General features: G+C 41.6%; 15 protein-coding genes and 2 pseudogenes. 15 read left to right on the plus strand and 2 right to left on the minus strand.

The features are described 5' to 3' along the window. Positions 1–2,805: 2,805 nt before the first annotated feature. The 4 genes from QHG54_RS07310 to QHG54_RS07325 all read left to right on the plus strand — a co-directional run bounded on the left by QHG54_RS07310 (position 2,806) and on the right by QHG54_RS07325 (position 5,450). Positions 2,806–2,958, plus strand: a complete 153-nt coding sequence (locus QHG54_RS07310) for a DUF5993 family protein (protein WP_406604105.1) — start codon at positions 2,806–2,808, stop codon at positions 2,956–2,958. 10 nt (positions 2,959–2,968) lie between these two features. Next, complete coding sequence (locus QHG54_RS07315; RefSeq protein ID WP_406604106.1) at positions 2,969–3,511, plus strand: disulfide bond formation protein B; 543 nt, start codon at positions 2,969–2,971, stop codon at positions 3,509–3,511. A 1,194-nt stretch (positions 3,512–4,705) separates the two neighbouring features. Next, positions 4,706–4,858: a DUF5993 family protein gene (locus QHG54_RS07320; RefSeq protein WP_317993770.1), complete on the plus strand. Its 153-nt coding sequence runs from the start codon at positions 4,706–4,708 to the stop codon at positions 4,856–4,858. Between the two features lie 10 nt (positions 4,859–4,868). Further along, complete coding sequence (locus QHG54_RS07325; RefSeq protein WP_317993769.1) at positions 4,869–5,450, plus strand: disulfide bond formation protein B; 582 nt, start codon at positions 4,869–4,871, stop codon at positions 5,448–5,450. A 674-nt stretch (positions 5,451–6,124) separates the two neighbouring features. On the opposite strand, the gene QHG54_RS07330 is transcribed toward QHG54_RS07325, so the two are convergent. Next, positions 6,125–6,520 (minus strand): helix-turn-helix transcriptional regulator, encoded by a 396-nt coding sequence (locus tag QHG54_RS07330; RefSeq protein WP_317994075.1) that lies wholly within the window; start codon positions 6,518–6,520, stop codon positions 6,125–6,127. Between the two features lie 240 nt (positions 6,521–6,760). Beyond that, positions 6,761–7,114 carry a hypothetical protein gene (locus QHG54_RS07335; RefSeq protein ID WP_317993768.1) on the minus strand — a complete coding sequence of 118 codons (354 nt, stop codon included), beginning with the start codon at positions 7,112–7,114 and terminating at the stop codon, positions 6,761–6,763. A 580-nt stretch (positions 7,115–7,694) separates the two neighbouring features. Here QHG54_RS07335 and QHG54_RS07340 point away from each other — a divergent pair. The 11 genes and pseudogenes from QHG54_RS07340 (at position 7,695) to QHG54_RS07390 (ending at position 17,277) form a co-directional block, all read left to right on the plus strand. Further along, complete coding sequence (locus QHG54_RS07340; protein WP_406604107.1) at positions 7,695–7,934, plus strand: hypothetical protein; 240 nt, start codon at positions 7,695–7,697, stop codon at positions 7,932–7,934. A gap of 73 nt (positions 7,935–8,007) precedes the next feature. Beyond that, entirely contained in the window at positions 8,008–8,193 is a 186-nt protein-coding gene (locus QHG54_RS07345; protein WP_406604108.1) for a hypothetical protein, read from the plus strand. A gap of 1,544 nt (positions 8,194–9,737) precedes the next feature. Further along, positions 9,738–9,956: a translation initiation factor IF-1 gene (gene infA, locus QHG54_RS07350; RefSeq protein WP_004857577.1), complete on the plus strand. Its 219-nt coding sequence runs from the start codon at positions 9,738–9,740 to the stop codon at positions 9,954–9,956. Positions 9,957–10,218: 262 nt separating this feature from the next. Next, positions 10,219–10,920, plus strand: coding sequence for a Maf family nucleotide pyrophosphatase (locus tag QHG54_RS07355; protein ID WP_406604109.1), 702 nt, complete (start codon positions 10,219–10,221; stop codon positions 10,918–10,920). A 21-nt stretch (positions 10,921–10,941) separates the two neighbouring features. Beyond that, the gene (gene yacG, locus QHG54_RS07360) at positions 10,942–11,247 is read left to right on the plus strand and encodes a DNA gyrase inhibitor YacG (RefSeq protein ID WP_317993764.1); all 306 of its coding nucleotides are present in this window, start codon (positions 10,942–10,944) and stop codon (positions 11,245–11,247) included. Between the two features lie 341 nt (positions 11,248–11,588). Further along, positions 11,589–11,797 (plus strand): annotated as a pseudogene (yacG, locus tag QHG54_RS07365) (DNA gyrase inhibitor YacG); the annotation flags it as partial. Between the two features lie 352 nt (positions 11,798–12,149). Continuing rightward, positions 12,150–12,358, plus strand: a pseudogene (yacG, locus tag QHG54_RS07370) (DNA gyrase inhibitor YacG); the annotation flags it as partial. A gap of 343 nt (positions 12,359–12,701) precedes the next feature. Then, positions 12,702–13,070 (plus strand): hypothetical protein, encoded by a 369-nt coding sequence (locus tag QHG54_RS07375; RefSeq protein WP_406604110.1) that lies wholly within the window; start codon positions 12,702–12,704, stop codon positions 13,068–13,070. After that, on the plus strand, positions 13,051–15,630 hold the full coding sequence (clpB, locus tag QHG54_RS07380; RefSeq protein ID WP_317993763.1) for an ATP-dependent chaperone ClpB: 2,580 nt from the start codon (positions 13,051–13,053) through the stop codon (positions 15,628–15,630). Before QHG54_RS07375 ends, clpB begins: the two co-directional genes overlap by 20 nt. Positions 15,631–15,751: 121 nt before the next feature. Continuing rightward, positions 15,752–16,051 carry a hypothetical protein gene (locus tag QHG54_RS07385; protein WP_406604111.1) on the plus strand — a complete coding sequence of 100 codons (300 nt, stop codon included), beginning with the start codon at positions 15,752–15,754 and terminating at the stop codon, positions 16,049–16,051. 890 nt (positions 16,052–16,941) lie between these two features. Next, complete coding sequence (locus QHG54_RS07390) at positions 16,942–17,277, plus strand: hypothetical protein (protein ID WP_317993761.1); 336 nt, start codon at positions 16,942–16,944, stop codon at positions 17,275–17,277. The last annotated feature ends 320 nt before the right edge of the window (positions 17,278–17,597 follow it).

The raw sequence follows: 17,597 nt of genomic DNA on the forward strand, positions 1-17,597 counted from the left end.
TGGAGAGGAGGGTGGAGAGTGGAAGCAAAGGCTTTTAAGCTAAAGCGATGGTGTGTGGTTCTTGGTGGTGGCTTTTGATGGGGGAGGAATGGGCGGGAGAGCGAGGGTGGAGAGTTCAGTGAAAGGAGATGAATGAAAGCAGGCGGGAGATGGGGGGAGAGTTGGAGGAAAGGTGTGCGTTCAAAAGGGAAGCGAGGAGGGAGATGAAGGGTAAAAGGTGAGAAGTCAAATGAAAAGCAGGGTGATGATAGCTTTTAATCTGCATTTGTATCATCAAAGTATCATCCAAGTAAAAGCATGATCCAAGGATGTGCAACGATAATTTTTATCAGAAGTTTTTTCCTGCTTTCTGTATAAGCGTAAAATCGTAAATAAGGAATTAAAGAAATGGAACACAGAAGGGGGCGGGGTATTTTACGTGCGTTCAAAATGCAATGAATGCGATGAGAGGGTGGAAAATGTGATCAAAGAGGGTGGAAGCGTTGTGCGTAAAGGCTGGGGTGAGAAAGGGGATGGTGTTGTGGGTTGAAAGGTGGAGAAAAGAGAGGCGCTGGAGAGGAGGGTGGAGAGTGGAAGCAAAGGCTTTTAAGCTAAAGCGATGGTGTGTGGTTCTTGGTGGTGGCTTTTGATGGGGGAGGAATGGGCGGGAGAGCGAGGGTGGAGAGTTCAGTGAAAGGAGATGAATGAAAGCAGGCGGGAGATGGGGGGAGAGTTGGAGGAAAGGTGTGCGTTCAAAAGGGAAGCGAGGAGGGAGATGAAGGGTAAAAGGTGAGAAGTCAAATGAAAAGCAGGGTGATGATAGCTTTTAATCTGCATTTGTATCATCAAAGTATCATCCAAGTAAAAGCATGATCCAAGGATGTGCAACGATAATTTTTATCAGAAGTTTTTTCCTGCTTTCTGTATAAGCGTAAAATCGTAAATAAGGAATTAAAGAAATGGAACACAGAAGGGGGCGGGGTATTTTACGCGTGTTCAAAATGCAATGAATGCGATGAGAGGGTGGAAAATGTGATCAAAGAGGGTGGAAGCGTTGTGCGTAAAGGCTGGGGTGAGAAAGGGGATGGTGTTGTGGGTTGAAAGGTGGAGAAAAGAGATGCGCTGGAGAGGAGGGTGGAGAGTTGAAGCAAAGGCTTTTAAGCTAAAGCGATGGTGTGTGGTTCTTGGTGGTGGCTTTTAATGGGGGAGGAATGGGCGGGAGAGCGAGGGTGGAGAGTTGGGGCGCATAGAATGAGGTGGATGAATGAGGTGCGTAAGGTCGTTCGTAGCTTTGGCTGTTTTGATCAGTACTCTCTATACCATTGGGAGAGGTGGAGGGGAAGAAGCAGAGGGTGAGGGGTTTGAGGATCATAGGGAGAGGTGGAGGGGAAAATTGTTTCAGATCATATAGTTGGAGGTTGCGACGCTATCATTAATCCACGCTTGGACCTGCTTTTTTTGTCCGATAAAGTGCTCTCAACGTAAAATCATAGTTTATGCAGTGTATGCGCTATCGTCAAAAAGATAATTTAGAACGATAAAAATAGTTTTTTGAGACTTTATCTACAAGGCAAGGCAAAAGGCTAGGCTTCATATTTAAGATATCAATGCAGGTATCAACTAAAAAATGTTTAAAAAAATGGCGGTATATACCGCCATGTTAATTTTAGGAGGAAAAAATCTGCTCAAAACTCTGTTGTTTTTATAAAAACAGCCTCAGTAAAGCAGAAATTCACGGTGTATTCATCACATACATTTAAGTAGATTCCATGAAACGGTAACAGATTTTCTTTTTTATGTCAAGTATGTTTTGTTTCAGAAAATGCTTGGAGTTTTAAGTGCACAAATTTCAATGAGATCAAAGTACTTCAATCAAGCTTATTTACTCCAATAAGGGGACATTTGCTTCAGTAATGGGTGGAGTAAATACCTTTATTAGGGCAGTATCAGTGCTTAAAACAAACCTTGAAATCAAAGTGGAACCTTCCCTTCCTCGTTTCAGAATAAGCCGTGTTTACAGTGATTTATGCAGGCAAATGATAATGCGGACTAAGTGAAAGCAGCTTTGTTTTCGCTTTCGTTTTTTTCTATGGGAACGAGGTTTGTCCAAACATAGGGTTTGATGCGTGGAGAGTAAGAGATGGAGGGTAAGGGGTGGTGGATGAGGGGTGGTGGATGAGGGGTGGAAGATGAGGGATGAAGGGTGAGAGGTGGAGGGTGATGCGGTGGAGGGTGATGCGGTTGTGGAGGAAAAATGCTCTCCCTTTTTTGCTTGGCTCCAATGGGTTTTCCTTGAGGTGGTTTTTCTCGGATGTTCTCACTTTTCTTGAAAAGAGTTTCTCTTGAAAAGAGCTTCATTCTCATTCATCTCCTTTGTAAGATTTCAGAGATACTGAGAGATCTTCAGAGACTTTCATCTTTTTTGTTTGCTGAAAAGGGCAAGAAATAGCCATAATATCCTCGTGCATGTTGCAATTTAAACCAATGCTTTGTGACAAAAGAGGTATTTTTATGACAAAAATAAGTGTCTTCTCTTGTGAAAAGAGGCAAGTAAAAACCTCCATATTACAGCAATGATACTTATCTTTTTGTTCAAATTTCTTTTATAATCAGGATGAAGAAATCCCCCATTTTTCTCGATAAAAAGTCACAAGATGATTAAATATCTTTGTTAAGATCCACTTTTAGTAGCCTTTATACTTCATTGTTTTTTCTATCGTCGTAAAAATAATCAAAATAACAATTATGAGCAAATTAAGTTCTTAGCCTTTTTTTTGCCAAATTTGGCAATATGATTGCGCATCAATAAGAAAGGAGATTTTAGCAATGTTTGTTCCGTTTGCAATCGCTCTAGGTACAGCAATAATGGCTGTCTGTGGCAAAAAAAATATAAGTTATATTTGCTGGATAATTCTGTTCATTGCTACTCTCTTTACTTTTAATTACCATGTGGTTTTGTCTTTCAACTTGTCTTTTTGAGAGAATAATTATGGAACATGTTAGACAAAAAAAACATCATTTCATCATATTTATGAATATATTGGGACTTATTGGGTTATGCATGGTCTTGTTGATGGCTTTCTATTATCAACTGACAAAGACTCAGTCGTCTGTAGTGCCATGCCCTCTTTGTCTTCTTCAACGCCTTGGTTTTGTAATTGCTGGCTGTGGGTTTTTGTTCAATATTCTCCATAGGGTGAAAAATGTCCATTATGGTATGGTCGTTCTTGGTTGTGCGGTAACCTGTCTCTCTGCTGCTAGGCAGATTTTTTTACAGATCACACTCGGTAATCTTGCAGATGGTCCAACACTCTTTGGATTGCGTCTTTATATTTGGGCATTCGTTATTGCAGTCCTTTATATTTTTACGGTTGCCTTCATCATGATTTTACGTGAATTAGCAGACAAATTTAAAGTGTTTTCTCTTTTCCTAGTGCTCGGCAAAATGGTAAGTTTCCTCTTTGTGCTTTTGATTGCAGCAAACTTGCTTACTGCCATATTTGAATGCGGAACTGGGTTATGCACTGGTTGACACTGTAAGATATTAAGATATGGAGTGTTATCACATAGGCTTGCTGCCGCGTCTTAAAGGCCTGTTTTAATAAACTTTCAATTTATGTGTTTTCGCTGAAACGGGTAAACAGCCTCATTTGAGGCAAAGATAAGGCCATTAAGGTGAAATCAGGTACTATCCTTGCAATTGCCCTTTAATTCTGCTTTACGACTTGCAAAAGTATCCAAAGCGGTATCTTTTAAATAATCGAGATTACGCACCGTCTCTCGCGCTGTTGTTTTTCACGTGTCTCAGGGGGACAGCGCTTCTCACGAAGAACAGAATGCTATTGTCTTGCCAATTCACGCGCTTGTTTTAACGAAATATCTCTTAATACTCCCAAGCCCATTTTACGAAAGCAATCTGTGAAGTGGGGTAAAGCCATTGAGCCACTACTCTCTTTATTACGCTTATCAAGGAGTAAGCCCGTACTGTCATGCTATCACACTATTTGCAAGCTCCCCAATGTTGCCGATTGCTCTTGCATTGAGAAGGTCCATAGCAGGCATTTTTACGCCTTTCTTAAACGGTTTTTTCCACATTTTGATCCCTCGCTTTTATCTACACGCTAGCTCTGTTTGTGATGTGTAAGGGAATGGTTGTGATCTCTTCAATAGAAGAGGGGGTGAAATAAGAGAAGATTGCAATATCCAGTACGCTTATTCAAGCTGCAAAATAATAACTATACTTATAAATCAATAGGTTGCTTGTTATAAGATTTTTAGAGTTTCTTATCTTTTTTGTTTGCTGAAAAGGGCAAGAAATAGCCATAATATCCTCGTTCATGTTGCAATTTAAGCCAATGCTTTGTGACAAAAGAGGGATTTTTATGGCAAAAATAAATGTGTTTTATTGTGAATAAGGGATGTAAAAATCTCAATATGGAGTGAATAATACTTCTTTTGCTGTTTAAATGATTTTTTCATGGTTAATAATTGGGAAAATATGCTCTTTTGCTTGCTGGAGAAAGCAGCATGCAGTCAAATACCTTACTTGAAATTCACTTTTAGCAGCCTATATACCCTGTGGTTTTCTCTCGTTTTGAAGGTGATTTTAAAGATCATAATAATGGGTAATAAGGGGGGATGAATTGTGAATAATAAATTCAATGTCTCTTTTTTGACAAATTTTGCGATATGTTGCGCTTCACGATAATGAAGGGAGATTTTTGTAATGTTTGTTCCGTTTTTGATCGCTCTGGGGACAGCAATAACAACTGTCTATGGCAAAAAAAATATAAGTTATGTCTTGTGGGTCATTCTGTTGGTGGTCATTCTTCTTACTTTTAATCACCATGCAACCTCATCTTTAAATCTGTCTTTTTGAGAGAATAATTATGGAACATGTTGAACACAAAAATCATCATTTCATTATATTTATGAATGCGTTAGGGCTTTTGGGATTATCCGTTTCCCTGTTGGTCGCTTTTTATTATCAATTGGTAAAGTTTGAGTTGCCATGCCCCCTTTGTCTTCTGCAACGTGTTGGTTTAATGCTTGCAGGTTGTGGCTTTTTGCTCAATATCCACCACAGAGTGAAAAATACCCATTATTGTATGGTTATTCTTGGGTGTATGGTAACCAGTGTTGTTGCCGCTAGGCAGGTCTTTTTACATATCACACCTGATGATCTTGGATACGGCTCAACCTTCTTGGGCTTGCATTTTTATACTTGGGCATTCATTATTTCAGTCCTTTGTATTTTTGCCGTTGCCTTCGTTATGATTTTAAGTGAAGTGTCGCGTAACTTTAAAATGTTTTCTCCTTCCCCAGTATTGAGTAAAGTAGCAACTTTCCTCTTTGTGTTTTTGATTGCAGCAAATTTGGTTTCTACCGTGCTTGAATGTGGAAGTGGGCAGTGCGCTGATGATCCCGTGAGGTATGAGTTGTTGGCAAATTGGTTTTCTTCTTCCTCTTAGGGCTTTTTTTTTCAATAAACTTTCTATCTATATAAACATACTTTCTATTTATATATCTTGATAAGCAGAGAGGCGGCATTGTTGAGAGTGTCGCCTCTTTTTTTTGAGGTTGTCTTTGCTTTTGTCAGTGTCTTCAAATTGAGCTATGACTGATTTGCGCTAGAGATAGAGATGTTATGTGGGGCAAAAGATTTTGCGTGGGCCGAAAATCTTTGTGTACAGATACTTTTTCGTTTCATAATGATGGACAATTTGGATGATCGCCGATTTTGTTGCTTTAACAATAAGATTTACGCATGGCTTTTTTCATGTGAAACGGAGTGATGCATTTGTTCTCCTGCCTTTAACTATCGTTCTTCATTTTCACTCTCACTTTTTAGGGAAAACGCATCAAAATCAAGCCATGTGGCGTGAAAGCAGTTCAAGACAAAACGTAAACATCACCTTATGCGCATTGTAAAAATTGCGCGATTATTGAGGAAAAAGGGTGAATTATATCTCTAACGCTCTTTCTCATACTTTGCTTAATTCAGAAAAAAGCGTGAAATGATGGAGATTTTTTGAGTGAAATTAAGAAGAAAGAAGTTACAGGACATTTCCTTTAGGGGGGGAATTGTAACTTCTTTCCTAAAAGGGAGACGTATATGATAACTTATCCTTTAGCAAGAGATTCTTTAAAAGTTTTCATGCTCATTAGCAATTAACCACAAAATTGCTTTTTGTTTTTTGGGTTTGAGTACTCTAAAATTTTTCAAAAGGACATATTCTTCTTTGCTGGCTATTCCTTCATCACCAGAGTATGGGGCGTTTTCTTTTGTTGCGAGATCAGCGTAAAAAAAGGAAATCGGAACATCTAGGATATCGGCAATTTCTTGCAAGCGTCCGGCGCCCACACGATTTAAGCCTTTTTCGTACTTTTGGATTTGTTGAAAGGTTACTCCTAAGTGGTGACCTAATTGTTTTTGTGACATTCCCATCATTTTTCTTTTTAAGCGAATTTTTTTGCCTACAGAAATGTCATTTGTGACAACAGATATACCACAAGTTATACAAAAATTGTTGGCTTTCATTATTGAGATTGCTGAGTGCAAAGAAACATGGCACACTCTTGCTGCTCTTGCACCTAGGCGATTGAATGCCTTCGCCATAAAGAACTCTCATCCTTTACTTCCGATGCGTATTTTTAATGCCACTTTTTAGCCATACACCCTTTTCTAAGACCTAAATCGCTCAAAATATGGGTGCTTCTTTGTGAGGCTGCGCATCTCGTGCAACACGAGATGCTTCCTTTATCAAGAGCCTCTCTCTATTTACCACTTAGACGTAAGAGAGCATGACATCCATTGCATGCCACTGTACTCTTTCGGGTCAAGATCTCTACAATCATACCTCAATCCCATAGCCCAGAGAATTGAAAAATGCTTTTTTTCAATTTTAAATCTGTCCGGGTCATATGAAAAGAGATTTTTCCTTTCAGGAGAAATAATTTTGTTAAGAATCGCTCTCGATCTCTCTCCCCAACCATTTTCTTTTAGAATTCTGTTCACTATCGCATCCCTCTTACTCCCCCAGCCATTTCCTACTGGCAGTGCATTAGCCGTTACTGGGGATAATACTGAAGAAAAGACAGACAACAAAGCTGCAGCTAAAACAACACGTTTCATGCGGTAAATTCCTATAAATAATTAAATTTAAAAATGATATTTGCTATGAAATAAAGCAAGACACATTTTGGTTATAATGTGTGGTGCACATTTTCGATATAATTGTCAAGATTTGGTTATAATTGTTAATAAATGAATTGTAGTTTTGTTGTTCAGATTCAGTCATGAGATTAGTCTGTTAACATCTACCATGGTAAGGGGTTTTTGATAAAAAAGAATGCCCAAGAATACATGACCGATGCTGAACGTGAGGAATTGCAAGAAAATAGTTGAGATCAGGACAGTATTTATATTGCTGAATCAGAGGCAGCTGCTAAAGCAGAGGATAGCCAAGTAGGATGAAATGGTTAGTAATGACAGAGCTATCAGTTCACACATTCTTGTTTCTTACTTGTTTCATAAATATCAAAATGGAGCTAAATTTATTCGTGATATGAGGTTTTTCACTAAGAATTCTGATAAAGAATATGGTCCAGATTGGTTAGAGAAAGGGTTGTGATAGGAAGTTATCATTTCTAAAGAATTAAAACGGATTTTTTCCTGCGAAGCAGGCTCTATGTAAGATACTGATAATAGGTTGTTGGTTAAGCCGTTACATGGTGTACGGAATGATTTATGTGACCATATTCGGAACGTTGGAAAAAGCGGGGATTTATCACGACTCCTTGATACGCAACGGAGTATAGTGGAAAATGATTTGTTTAGGTATTCCAATAGTAAGGCAATGGTGGGGAGCCTTAAAACAGCATTAACGGAAATTGATGTTGTTAAAAAACGTGGTGCTTGTTTGCAATCCTGTGAAATATCAGACGGTAAATGAGGCTTATAGTTTATCGAATAGTTTATCGAAAAATCAAAAAGGTAGTTTACCTTATGCCGGAGCATGGTAAGCAATGGCGTCTCATTATACACGGCTAGGAAATCTCGACAACGCACGTTTAACATTTAATATTATATTGGCTGAAAAATCTATCATTGATGTGTGTCGCGACAATATGAAGGTGATGCACAAGCTCTACGAAAAAATGCAAGTCAAAGCGATTAGAGATCTTTCGCGCGACAAAGTTCACTCTCTTTGAGAGGCTAAAAATAATGAATCCTGCATTTTATTCGTTTTTATCTGAAGTCAAATGACAAGCAGGGTGATGATAGCTTTTAATCTGTATTTATATCACCAAAGCATAATTCAAGGATGTGCAACGATTATTGTTATCAAAAGTCTTTCCTGCTTTCTGTGTAAGCGTAAAAACGTAAATGGGGAATTAAAGAAATGGAACACAGAAGAGAGGGGTGTTTTCGTGTGCTCTACAAAACGTAATGAGAGGATGGAAAGTGCAAAAGTTCAAGGGGAGTGCGTGAAGAATGTGTAAAGAGTGAGGCGAAAAGTGATGCAGTGAGCGGGTAAAAAGGGGGATGAAGGATGTTTTAGAGAGGAGGGCGGAGAGCCGGACGAAGGATTTAAGCCAAAGCGCGATGGTGTGGTTCTTGGTGGTGTTTTTTTATGGGGGGAGAATGGGGCTGGCGAGCGGGGCGAAGGGGTAAGTTAAAAGGAGATGGGTGAAAGCAGGTGGAAGACGGGTAAAGCGTTTTTTTGGGGGGGGGGTAAAGGTGCATTAAAGAGTGAAGCAAAGAGGGAGATCAATGGTAAAAGCTGAGTTGTAAGATAACGCTGGGTAAAAATAATAGTCTCCAAGATGGATGAGGGCGTCCTTATTTGTAAACAGGTGATCCCTAAGGTTGCCTTGAAATATGTGTTTCGTGTGCCGTGGTGTTACGTGCTCACAGAGCAGCTTGAAGGAAAGAGCGTCTGTTTTTTGTGTTTTTGTTGATTGATGCAGACAATGCAAAGGCATAAAAATTTCAAGGGCAACAGTTGATCTATGAAGCCCTAAAAGGGGTGGCTAGGGGATTTAAAGATAATTTTGAGACGCTGTTATATCACGCGGTGTTGCACTGGCTTGGGGGAGCACTTTTCTGTGTAAGCGTAAAAACGTAAATGGGGAATTAAAGAAATGGAACACAGAAGAGAGGGGTGTTTTCGTGTGCTCTACAAAACGTAATGAGAGGATGGAAAGTGCAATAAGGGAGGATTGAAGAGTTGTGCGTAAAGGGTGAAGTGAAAATGGTGTTGTGAATGGTTTGAAAGGGGGGGATGAAGGATGGGCTGGCTTTTAACGGGGAAAAGAGGTGGCAGAGTTTGGTGATGGGGGTGTTGAAGGGGGAAGATGGTGTGGTTCTTGGTGGGGTGGTTTCTGATGGGAGGGGCGAGTAGGGTTGGAGAGCGCGGTGAAGAGTGCGTAAAAAGAGGGGAGTGAGAGCGGCGCAAAGCGTGTATCAAAGGATGGGGTGAGAGCAGGCGTGAGACAGGTAAAAAGTGTTTGTTGAGGGGGCATTAACAGGTATACAAATAGTGTAAGATAAACCTACTTAAAGGTCATGCTCATACATCTGTAAAAGCTTTTTGAAAGTGTTTTAGGCAACAAATACAAAAGAACCCCCTTTTCCTTTTTGTTGAATTTTTGTTCACAAAGTCAAGAAAATAGGGTATGAACACTGAAAATAATGCGCATCTTTAAAAATGTGTAAACTATAAAATTATTAACCGTAAAGGAAACTATTGTTTATGTCCAAAGAAGAAGTTTTGGAATTTTCAGGAATCGTAACCGAACTCCTCCCAAATGCGATGTTTCGCGTGAAACTGGAAAATGATCATGAAATTATTGCTCATACCGCTGGAAGAATGCGCAAAAACCGTATTCGTGTATTAGCCGGTGATAAAATTATGGTCGAAATGACCCCTTATGATTTGACAAAAGGGCGGATTACATATCGCTATAAATAGGTTATGGCTGGTTTGTGCTTTCATTGAAAGCAAGAGCATTCCCCCCCCCTCAAATGCTGTTATCTTTCCTCAAAGAATAAAAAACTTTAAAAGGCGAATGAAAACTTTTAAAAGAGTGAAAGAATTAAAAATCATCCAGTGGATGCATCAGATCAGTGTGTAAAGGGTTTCAAGCGATTTATTAAGAGGATTGCTGATATCAAAACGAATAATGCGAGGGCTAAAATCACTGTGAGGAGCAGTAATCGGAATGGGGGCAGCAATGGGAATTATAAGGGAAACCTGTTTGGGAAAAAAACATGCAGGAGAAAACCACTTAGAAGAAATGCAATTGGTGCTTGCTTCTGCTTCGCCGCGTCGTTTGGCGCTCTTAGCGCAAATAGGTCTTGATCCTCATCATGTGTATGCAACCAATATCGATGAAACACCAAAATTAAGAGAACATCCTGCAACTCTTGCAAAGCGTTTGGCAAAAGAAAAAGCACTTAAAGCACAAGAAAGTTTGCTGTGGTGTAACCAAAAGAGCCAAGGGGCTATATCAGCACAGAAAACTGTGATTTTGGCTGCTGATACCGTGGTGGCTGTGGGGCGCGTTACTCTCCCAAAACCAGAGAGTGAAGACGAAGCTTATGAGTGTTTGCGCTTTCTTTCTGGACGCTCTCACAAGGTCTATGGTGCACTTTGTGCGCTTAATGAACGGGGAAAAATAACTGTAAAATTGGTCGAAAGTCGCGTCCGTTTTAGACGATTGACCTCCGCTCTTATGAAAGCTTATCTGGCTTCTGGTGAATGGCAAGGAAAAGCTGGTGGTTACGCTATTCAGGGAAAAGCGGGCGCTTTTGTTGTCCATATCGCTGGTTCTTATTCTAATGTGGTGGGGTTGCCATTGGCTGAAACAATGGATCTCCTGACGGCTTATCGTTATCCAATTCTTTCCAATTGGAATGGAGAAATACACGAGTGAATTTGTTGACAGGCAAAAACAATGGAACAGGGTAAAAAGCAACAAGTAAAGGGGAAGAAAAACCAAAAAAAGGTGTTATCAGAAAAAACACTGAAGTCGCGTGAACAAAGAGTACAGACGCAGCGAATACCAAAAGAGCCCAATTTAACACAAACAGAGACATCTCCTTTACGCCCTCCGCATCCTTGTCCAATTTGTGGGCAGATGGCACAACAAAATTCCTATCCTTTCTGTTCAACACGGTGCAGGGCAATTGATCTGAACCGGTGGCTTTCAGGCGCTTATATTTTACCGCCGCCGCCACACAAAGCTGACGAAGAAGAATAAAAAAGACGACAAAGCTTATCGTTGATGAGTGTTGAGGATTTAAGCTTTGGGGTGGAGGGAATTTTAGGGGGGGGATGGATCTCAGGGAAAGTATGTGTCTAAACGGTGGGGGATGTTGGCTGTTTGAAAGTAATAGGAAGGGCTTTAAGGGTTTAAGCTGGTGAAGAGTTGGGTATTTTGAGCTAAGGAGACACTCAGGTGTTTGCGTTGAGGGGGATTTGTTGCGTGTTGGATGAGAGCTAAGTATTTGAAGCTTGAAGCTAACAAGTTGAGTGTTTGCGCTGGGAAGCCTGGGTGTTTGAGCAGATGAAAACTGAGTTGTTTGAAGTGTGAAGCCAAGAGAGCCCAATTTAACACAAACAGAGACATCTCCTTTACGCCCTCCGCATCCTTGTCCAATTTGTGGGCAGATGGCACAACAAAATTCCACTCCTTTCTGTTCAACACGGTGCTTTATTTTATATGATATTGGGCAATTGATCTGAACCGGTGGCTTTCAGGCGCTTATATTTTACCGCCGCCGCCACACAAAGCTGACGAAGAAGAATAAAAAAGACGACAAAGCTTATCGTTGATGAGTGTTGAGGACTTAAGCTTTGGGTTGGAGGGAACTTTAGGGGGGGATGGATCTCAGGGAAAGTATGTGTCTAAACGGTGGGGGATGTTGGCTGTTTGAAAGTAATAGGAAGGGCTTTAAGGGTTTAAGCTGGTGAAGAGTTGGGTATTTTGAGCTAAGGAGACACTCAGGTGTTTGCGTTGAGGGGGATTTGTTGCGGGGGGGCGTTTGTGTTGGATGAGAGCTAAGTATTTGAAGCTTGAAGCTAACAAGTTGAGTGTTTGCGCTGGGAAGCCTGGGTGTTTGAGCAGATGAAAACTGAGTTGTTTGAAGTGTGAAGCCAAGAGAGCCCAATTTAACACAAACAGAGACATCTCCTTTACGCCCTCCGCATCCTTGTCCAATTTGTGGGCAGATGGCACAACAAAATTCCACTCCTTTCTGTTCAACACGGTGCTTTATTTTATATGATATTGGGCAATTGATCTGAACCGGTGGCTTTCAGGCGCTTATATTTTACCGCCGCCGCCACACAAAGCTGACGAAGAAGAATAAAAAAGACGACAAAGCTTATCGTTGATGAGTGTTGAGGACTTAAGCTTTGGGTTGGAGGGAACTTTAGGGGGGGATGGATCTCAGGGAAAGTATGTGTCTAAACGGTGGGGGATGTTGGCTGTTTGAAAGTAATAGGAAGGGCTTTAAGGGTTTAAGCTGGTGAAGAGCAGGGTATTTTGAGCTAACGAGAAACTCTGGGGGGGGATGGATGGAGAGTGGCGCATTTGGAATTGAGGCAATCGAGATGTTTGAAGCTTGTAATCAAAAGGTAGAGTGATGGCGTTGAGGGACTAGGGGTGTTGAGAGAGCTGCACGTTTGTATTGAAGAAGCTGCCTGTTTTGTGTGAAGCTTGCGAGAAAATGCAGTATTGAGAGTGAGGGAGGAGAACAGACCGTTGCTGCTATTTTGTGGTTATCGAGGGGAGCTCTTTGCTATAATCCTTTTTGCTATGGTTTTTCTCGCTGTTGTTTCCTCACAATTTCTCCTTGTTTAAGTGCTTTCCCTCTTGTTATGGGGCGCATGAAAACCCATATTTCTTTTAGCACTACCGTTGTTCTTTATGCTGCATCGTTTGCAGTGTTTGGTGTGGTTTGGTCGGTCTTTTCGGGATGTCTCTTTTGTGGAATTCTGGGGGAGTTAAAGTGCGCTGGTGTGGTGCCCAAGAGATGTGGTGTGCAAGAAAGGAAGAAAAATGAACCTAGAAAAATATAGCGAACGGCTGCAAGGTTTTTTACAATCTGCACAAAATAGCGCCCTTTCTTCTGATCATCAGCAGTTTATGCCTGAACATCTGTTAAAAGTGCTGTTAGACGACTCTCAAGGGTTGGCGGCGTCATTAATCCAAAAAGCAGGTGGTGATCTCTCCCTTATTCGAAAGGCGCTTAACGAAGCGCTTGATGCTTTGCCTAAGGTACAAGGGGGAAATGGACAGCTCTATCTCTCTCAGCCGGTGGCAAAAACTTTTAACATGGCCGAAGATCTCGCAAAAAAAGCCGGTGATCAGTTTGTTACCGTGGAGCGCCTGTTGCAAGCGCTTATCATGGAAAAGTCCGCAAAAACCGTTGATATTTTAACAAGTGGAGGGCTCACAGCGCAGGCTCTTAATCAGGCTATTAATGCTTTGCGTAAAGGAAAAACAGCAACAAGCCCCCATGCTGAGAGCCAATATGAAGCTTTACAAAAATATGCGCGTGATCTGACAAAAGATGCACGAGAGGGAAAACTTGATCCTGTGATTGGTCGCGAAGAAGAAATTCGCCGCACCATTCAGGTTCTCTCACGTCGCACTAAAAATAATCCCGTTCTCATTGGTGAACCTGGAGTGGGAAAAACCGCAATTGTGGAAGGTTTGGCACTGCGTATTGTTAATGGTGATGTTCCTGAAACATTGCGCGACAAACAACTTCATGCGCTCGATATGGGAGCACTGATCGCGGGGGCAAAATATCGCGGGGAATTTGAAGAACGTCTCAAAGCTGTGCTGGCAGAAGTACAAGCTGAAAATGGTCAAATTATTCTGTTTATCGATGAATTGCATAATCTTGTTGGAGCTGGAAAATCTGACGGTCCTATGGATGCGTCTAATTTGCTAAAACCTGCTCTTGCACGGGGTGAACTCCACTGTGTGGGGGCTACAACGCTCGACGAATATCGAAAATATGTCGAAAAAGATGCAGCTCTCGCACGCCGTTTCCAACCCGTTTTTGTGCCTGAGCCAACGCTTGAAGACACGATCTCTATTTTGCGGGGTATCAAAGAAAAATACGAACAACATCACAAAGTACGCTTGGCTGATAGTGCTTTGATTGCTGCTGCTCGACTCTCAAATCGCTATATTACGGATCGTTTCTTGCCCGATAAGGCTATTGATCTCATTGATGAAGCAGCGGCGCGCTTGCGGATGCAGGTCGATTCAAAGCCGGAGGAACTCGATGCCATTGATCGGCGAATTTTACAGTTGAAAATCGAACGCGAAGCCTTGAAAACAGACATTGAGCCAACAGCAAAAGAACGTTTGCAAACCGTGCAAGACGAACTCAAAACATTGGAACAACAGTCTAGAGAAATGACAACTGCTTGGCAGGCCGAAAAGCAAAAATTGGGTCATGCTGCGGATTTGAAAAAACAACTCGAAGAAGCACGCAATGCTTTAGCTATCGCGCAACGTGATGGACAATTTCAACGCGCTGGTGAATTGGCTTATAGTGTCATTCCGGAGCTTGAAAAGCAACTCAGTGTTGCTGAAAATGATGACCAACAAAATAACTTGGTGGAAGAAACCGTGACCGCTGAACATGTGGCGCGTATCGTTTCACGGTGGACCGGTATTCCTGTTGATCGGATGCTCGAGGCAGAGCGGGAATCCCTGTTGCGGATGGAAGATGAAATTAGCACCCGTGTTATTGGACAGGGCGAAGCCGTTCAAGCTGTTGCTCGCGCCGTGCGCCGTGCTCGTGCTGGACTACAAGATCCAAATCGCCCGCTTGGCTCTTTCATGTTCTTAGGGCCAACGGGGGTGGGAAAAACTGAATTAACCAAAGCTCTTGCGGCTTTTCTTTTCCAAGATCCTAATGCAATGTTGCGCATTGATATGTCTGAATACATGGAAAAACACGCTGGTGCACGGCTAATTGGCGCTCCGCCAGGATATGTCGGATATGAAGAAGGTGGTGTGCTGACTGAGGCTGTTCGCAGAAGACCCTATCAGGTCGTTTTGTTCGACGAAATTGAAAAAGCACATCCGGATATTTTTAATCTCTTGCTGCAAGTGCTAGATGAAGGACGATTGACCGATAGTCAAGGACGAACCGTCGATTTTCGCAATACCTTACTCATTATGACCTCTAATCTTGGAGCTGAGTTTTTAACCGCGTTGCCTGAAGGACAAACAACCGATCAAGCCAAAAATGACGTTATGAATGTCGTTAAAGCGGCTTTCCGTCCCGAATTTTTAAACCGTATTGACGAGATTATCCTTTTTCAGAGATTGCAACGCCAAGATATGGAAGCTATCGTCGATATTCAAATGAAACAGTTGCAAAATTTGCTTGATGAACGCAAAATAACCTTGCAAATCCAACCAGAAGTGCGCGAATTTCTCGCCAATAAAGGCTATGATCCCCTCTATGGCGCGCGCCCTCTTAAGCGCATCATTCAAAAAGAAATACAAGATCCGCTCGCCGAAAACATCTTGTTTGGAAATATTCATGATGAAACAACTGTCAAAATTACAAAACAAGGAGATCGCTTGGTCTTTTTGCCTGAAAAGTAAGAAAAAGCCAAAGATACTTGAAAAGGGGGCTTAATAAAGGGTGCTTGAAAAAAATGATAGTGAAAGCATAAAAAACTTGACAAGGTAAATCTAAACAGATAACATAATTATATGATTCGGATTGCGTCTTTTTTCAGGCGTGGGATCTATCAATAAACGCAATCGCGTTGGGGAAATCAATCATAAGAGAACAATAGAGAAAAAGAGTAAGAGTGGTGAAGAGGTTGCCGCGCTGCTGACCGCGCTGCTGACCGCGCTGCTGACCGCGCTGCTGACCGCGCTGCTGACCGCGCTGCTGACCGCGCTGCTGACCGCGCTGCTGACCGCGCTGCTGACCGCGCTGCTGACCGCGCTGCTGACCGCGCTGCTGAATAAGCCGAATGATGAGGCCAGCCAGCTGAATGAGTGGATAAAAAGTTAATCAGTAGGCAAGTGTAGGCAAGTGTAGGCAAGTGTAGGCAAGTGTAGGCAAGTGTAGGCAAGTGTAGGCAAGTGTAGGCAAGTGTAGGCAAGTGTAGGCAAGTGTAGGCAAGTGTAGGCAAGTGTAGGCAAGTGAAAATGAGTCGGAAAGAAAACTCAATCTAAAAAAATCATCTAAGTCCTAAAAAAGTCATTTAAGTCGAAAAGTAAATTCGGAAATGAAGCTGTAAAATACCGTAGAGAAACGTAGAGACAAGGGTATAGAGTTATAGACAATGTTGCTGATTTGAGATTTTTCAAGTTTGCATGCTTTTCCTTTTTCGGGGTTTCCTGAACTTTCCGATTTTTTTGCAATGTTCCAAATTTTTATGAATCTCATTGTGTGATTGTGTGCGCAATAAAAAAGATTTCTAGGGGAGATATTCTTCTGGAGAGGGGATGGTTTAGGTAATTTCTACTGGAATTCCTTCTTTATCTTGTGATGTACTTTCTATAGTATATCTGAAAGCTCTATTTGTGTATTGTGTCAGAAGGCTCAACCTCCGTACTACTGTCGCTGTCTTTATCTATGGTATGGTTCTTTCATTTTTATTCCTCTTATAAAGAGATGAGTAGGTGGGAGAATTGTGTCTTTCGTTAGATGGTAAAGACGGTTATGGTATTATGAGGTTGAGCTTTCTGATATAATATGCAGGTAGAGTTTTTGGGTATATTATAGAAAGTACATCACAAGATAAGGAAGGAATTCTAGTAGAAATTACCTAAGCCATCCCATTATTTGCTGCTTTTATGTGGGGGGCAATGTTGTTAAGTGGTCTTGTTTTTTTTCACTTTATTTACTGATTTCTCTCTCAAGACATTATTCTATACCTCATTTGAGAGAATATACTGATGGCAGAGGAACGTTGTCTTCCCGTACGGCGAAGAGGGCGCAAAAAAGGTGCATTGAATAAAACAACAAAGCGCTTTAATGAAGCCCTTCTTACAGCCGCTGAACAAGCTGGGTATCACTATGGTGAAGATGGATTGGTATCCTATCTTCAATATCATGCACTCAATAATCCTGTGCCTTTTTTTTCGCTTCTTGCAAAAGTTTTGCCTCTGCAAGTAACTGGAGAAGGGGGCGAGGCGGTTAAAACAATTTCGCGTGTTGAAATTGTGCCGGTTGTTGCAAAGAATGTGCAGCCTGAGGGGGATACGCTTTCTGAGAGGGAGATCAAGCCTTGAGGGGCGTGGAGCCTGAGGATAGGGTTGCTTTAAGGGGGGGGTGGTGCCCCCCTAGATTACTCTAGGAGGGAAATATGGGGGACCTTCGTTTTTTTTTAGGGGTTGTGGTGTTGGAAGCCGTGATATCTGTAGACCTATAGTGCCTGGAGAGCGTGGTTTTGAGGATTCATGTCAACGGCTCAAATTGCTGTTATTTCAAAATTTATCCCCGTTTTTGCTTAAAAGCTGATGTGTGTGCCGTTTGTTGGAAGTTTTTGCGCATCTTGCGAAAGTTCTGGCTCTCTAAGTTACTTGGAGCGGTAGGGGGAGATATTAAAATA

Origin of the sequence: Bartonella gliris, assembly GCF_045277155.1 — a bacterium.
Taxonomy (GTDB): domain Bacteria; phylum Pseudomonadota; class Alphaproteobacteria; order Rhizobiales; family Rhizobiaceae; genus Bartonella; species Bartonella gliris.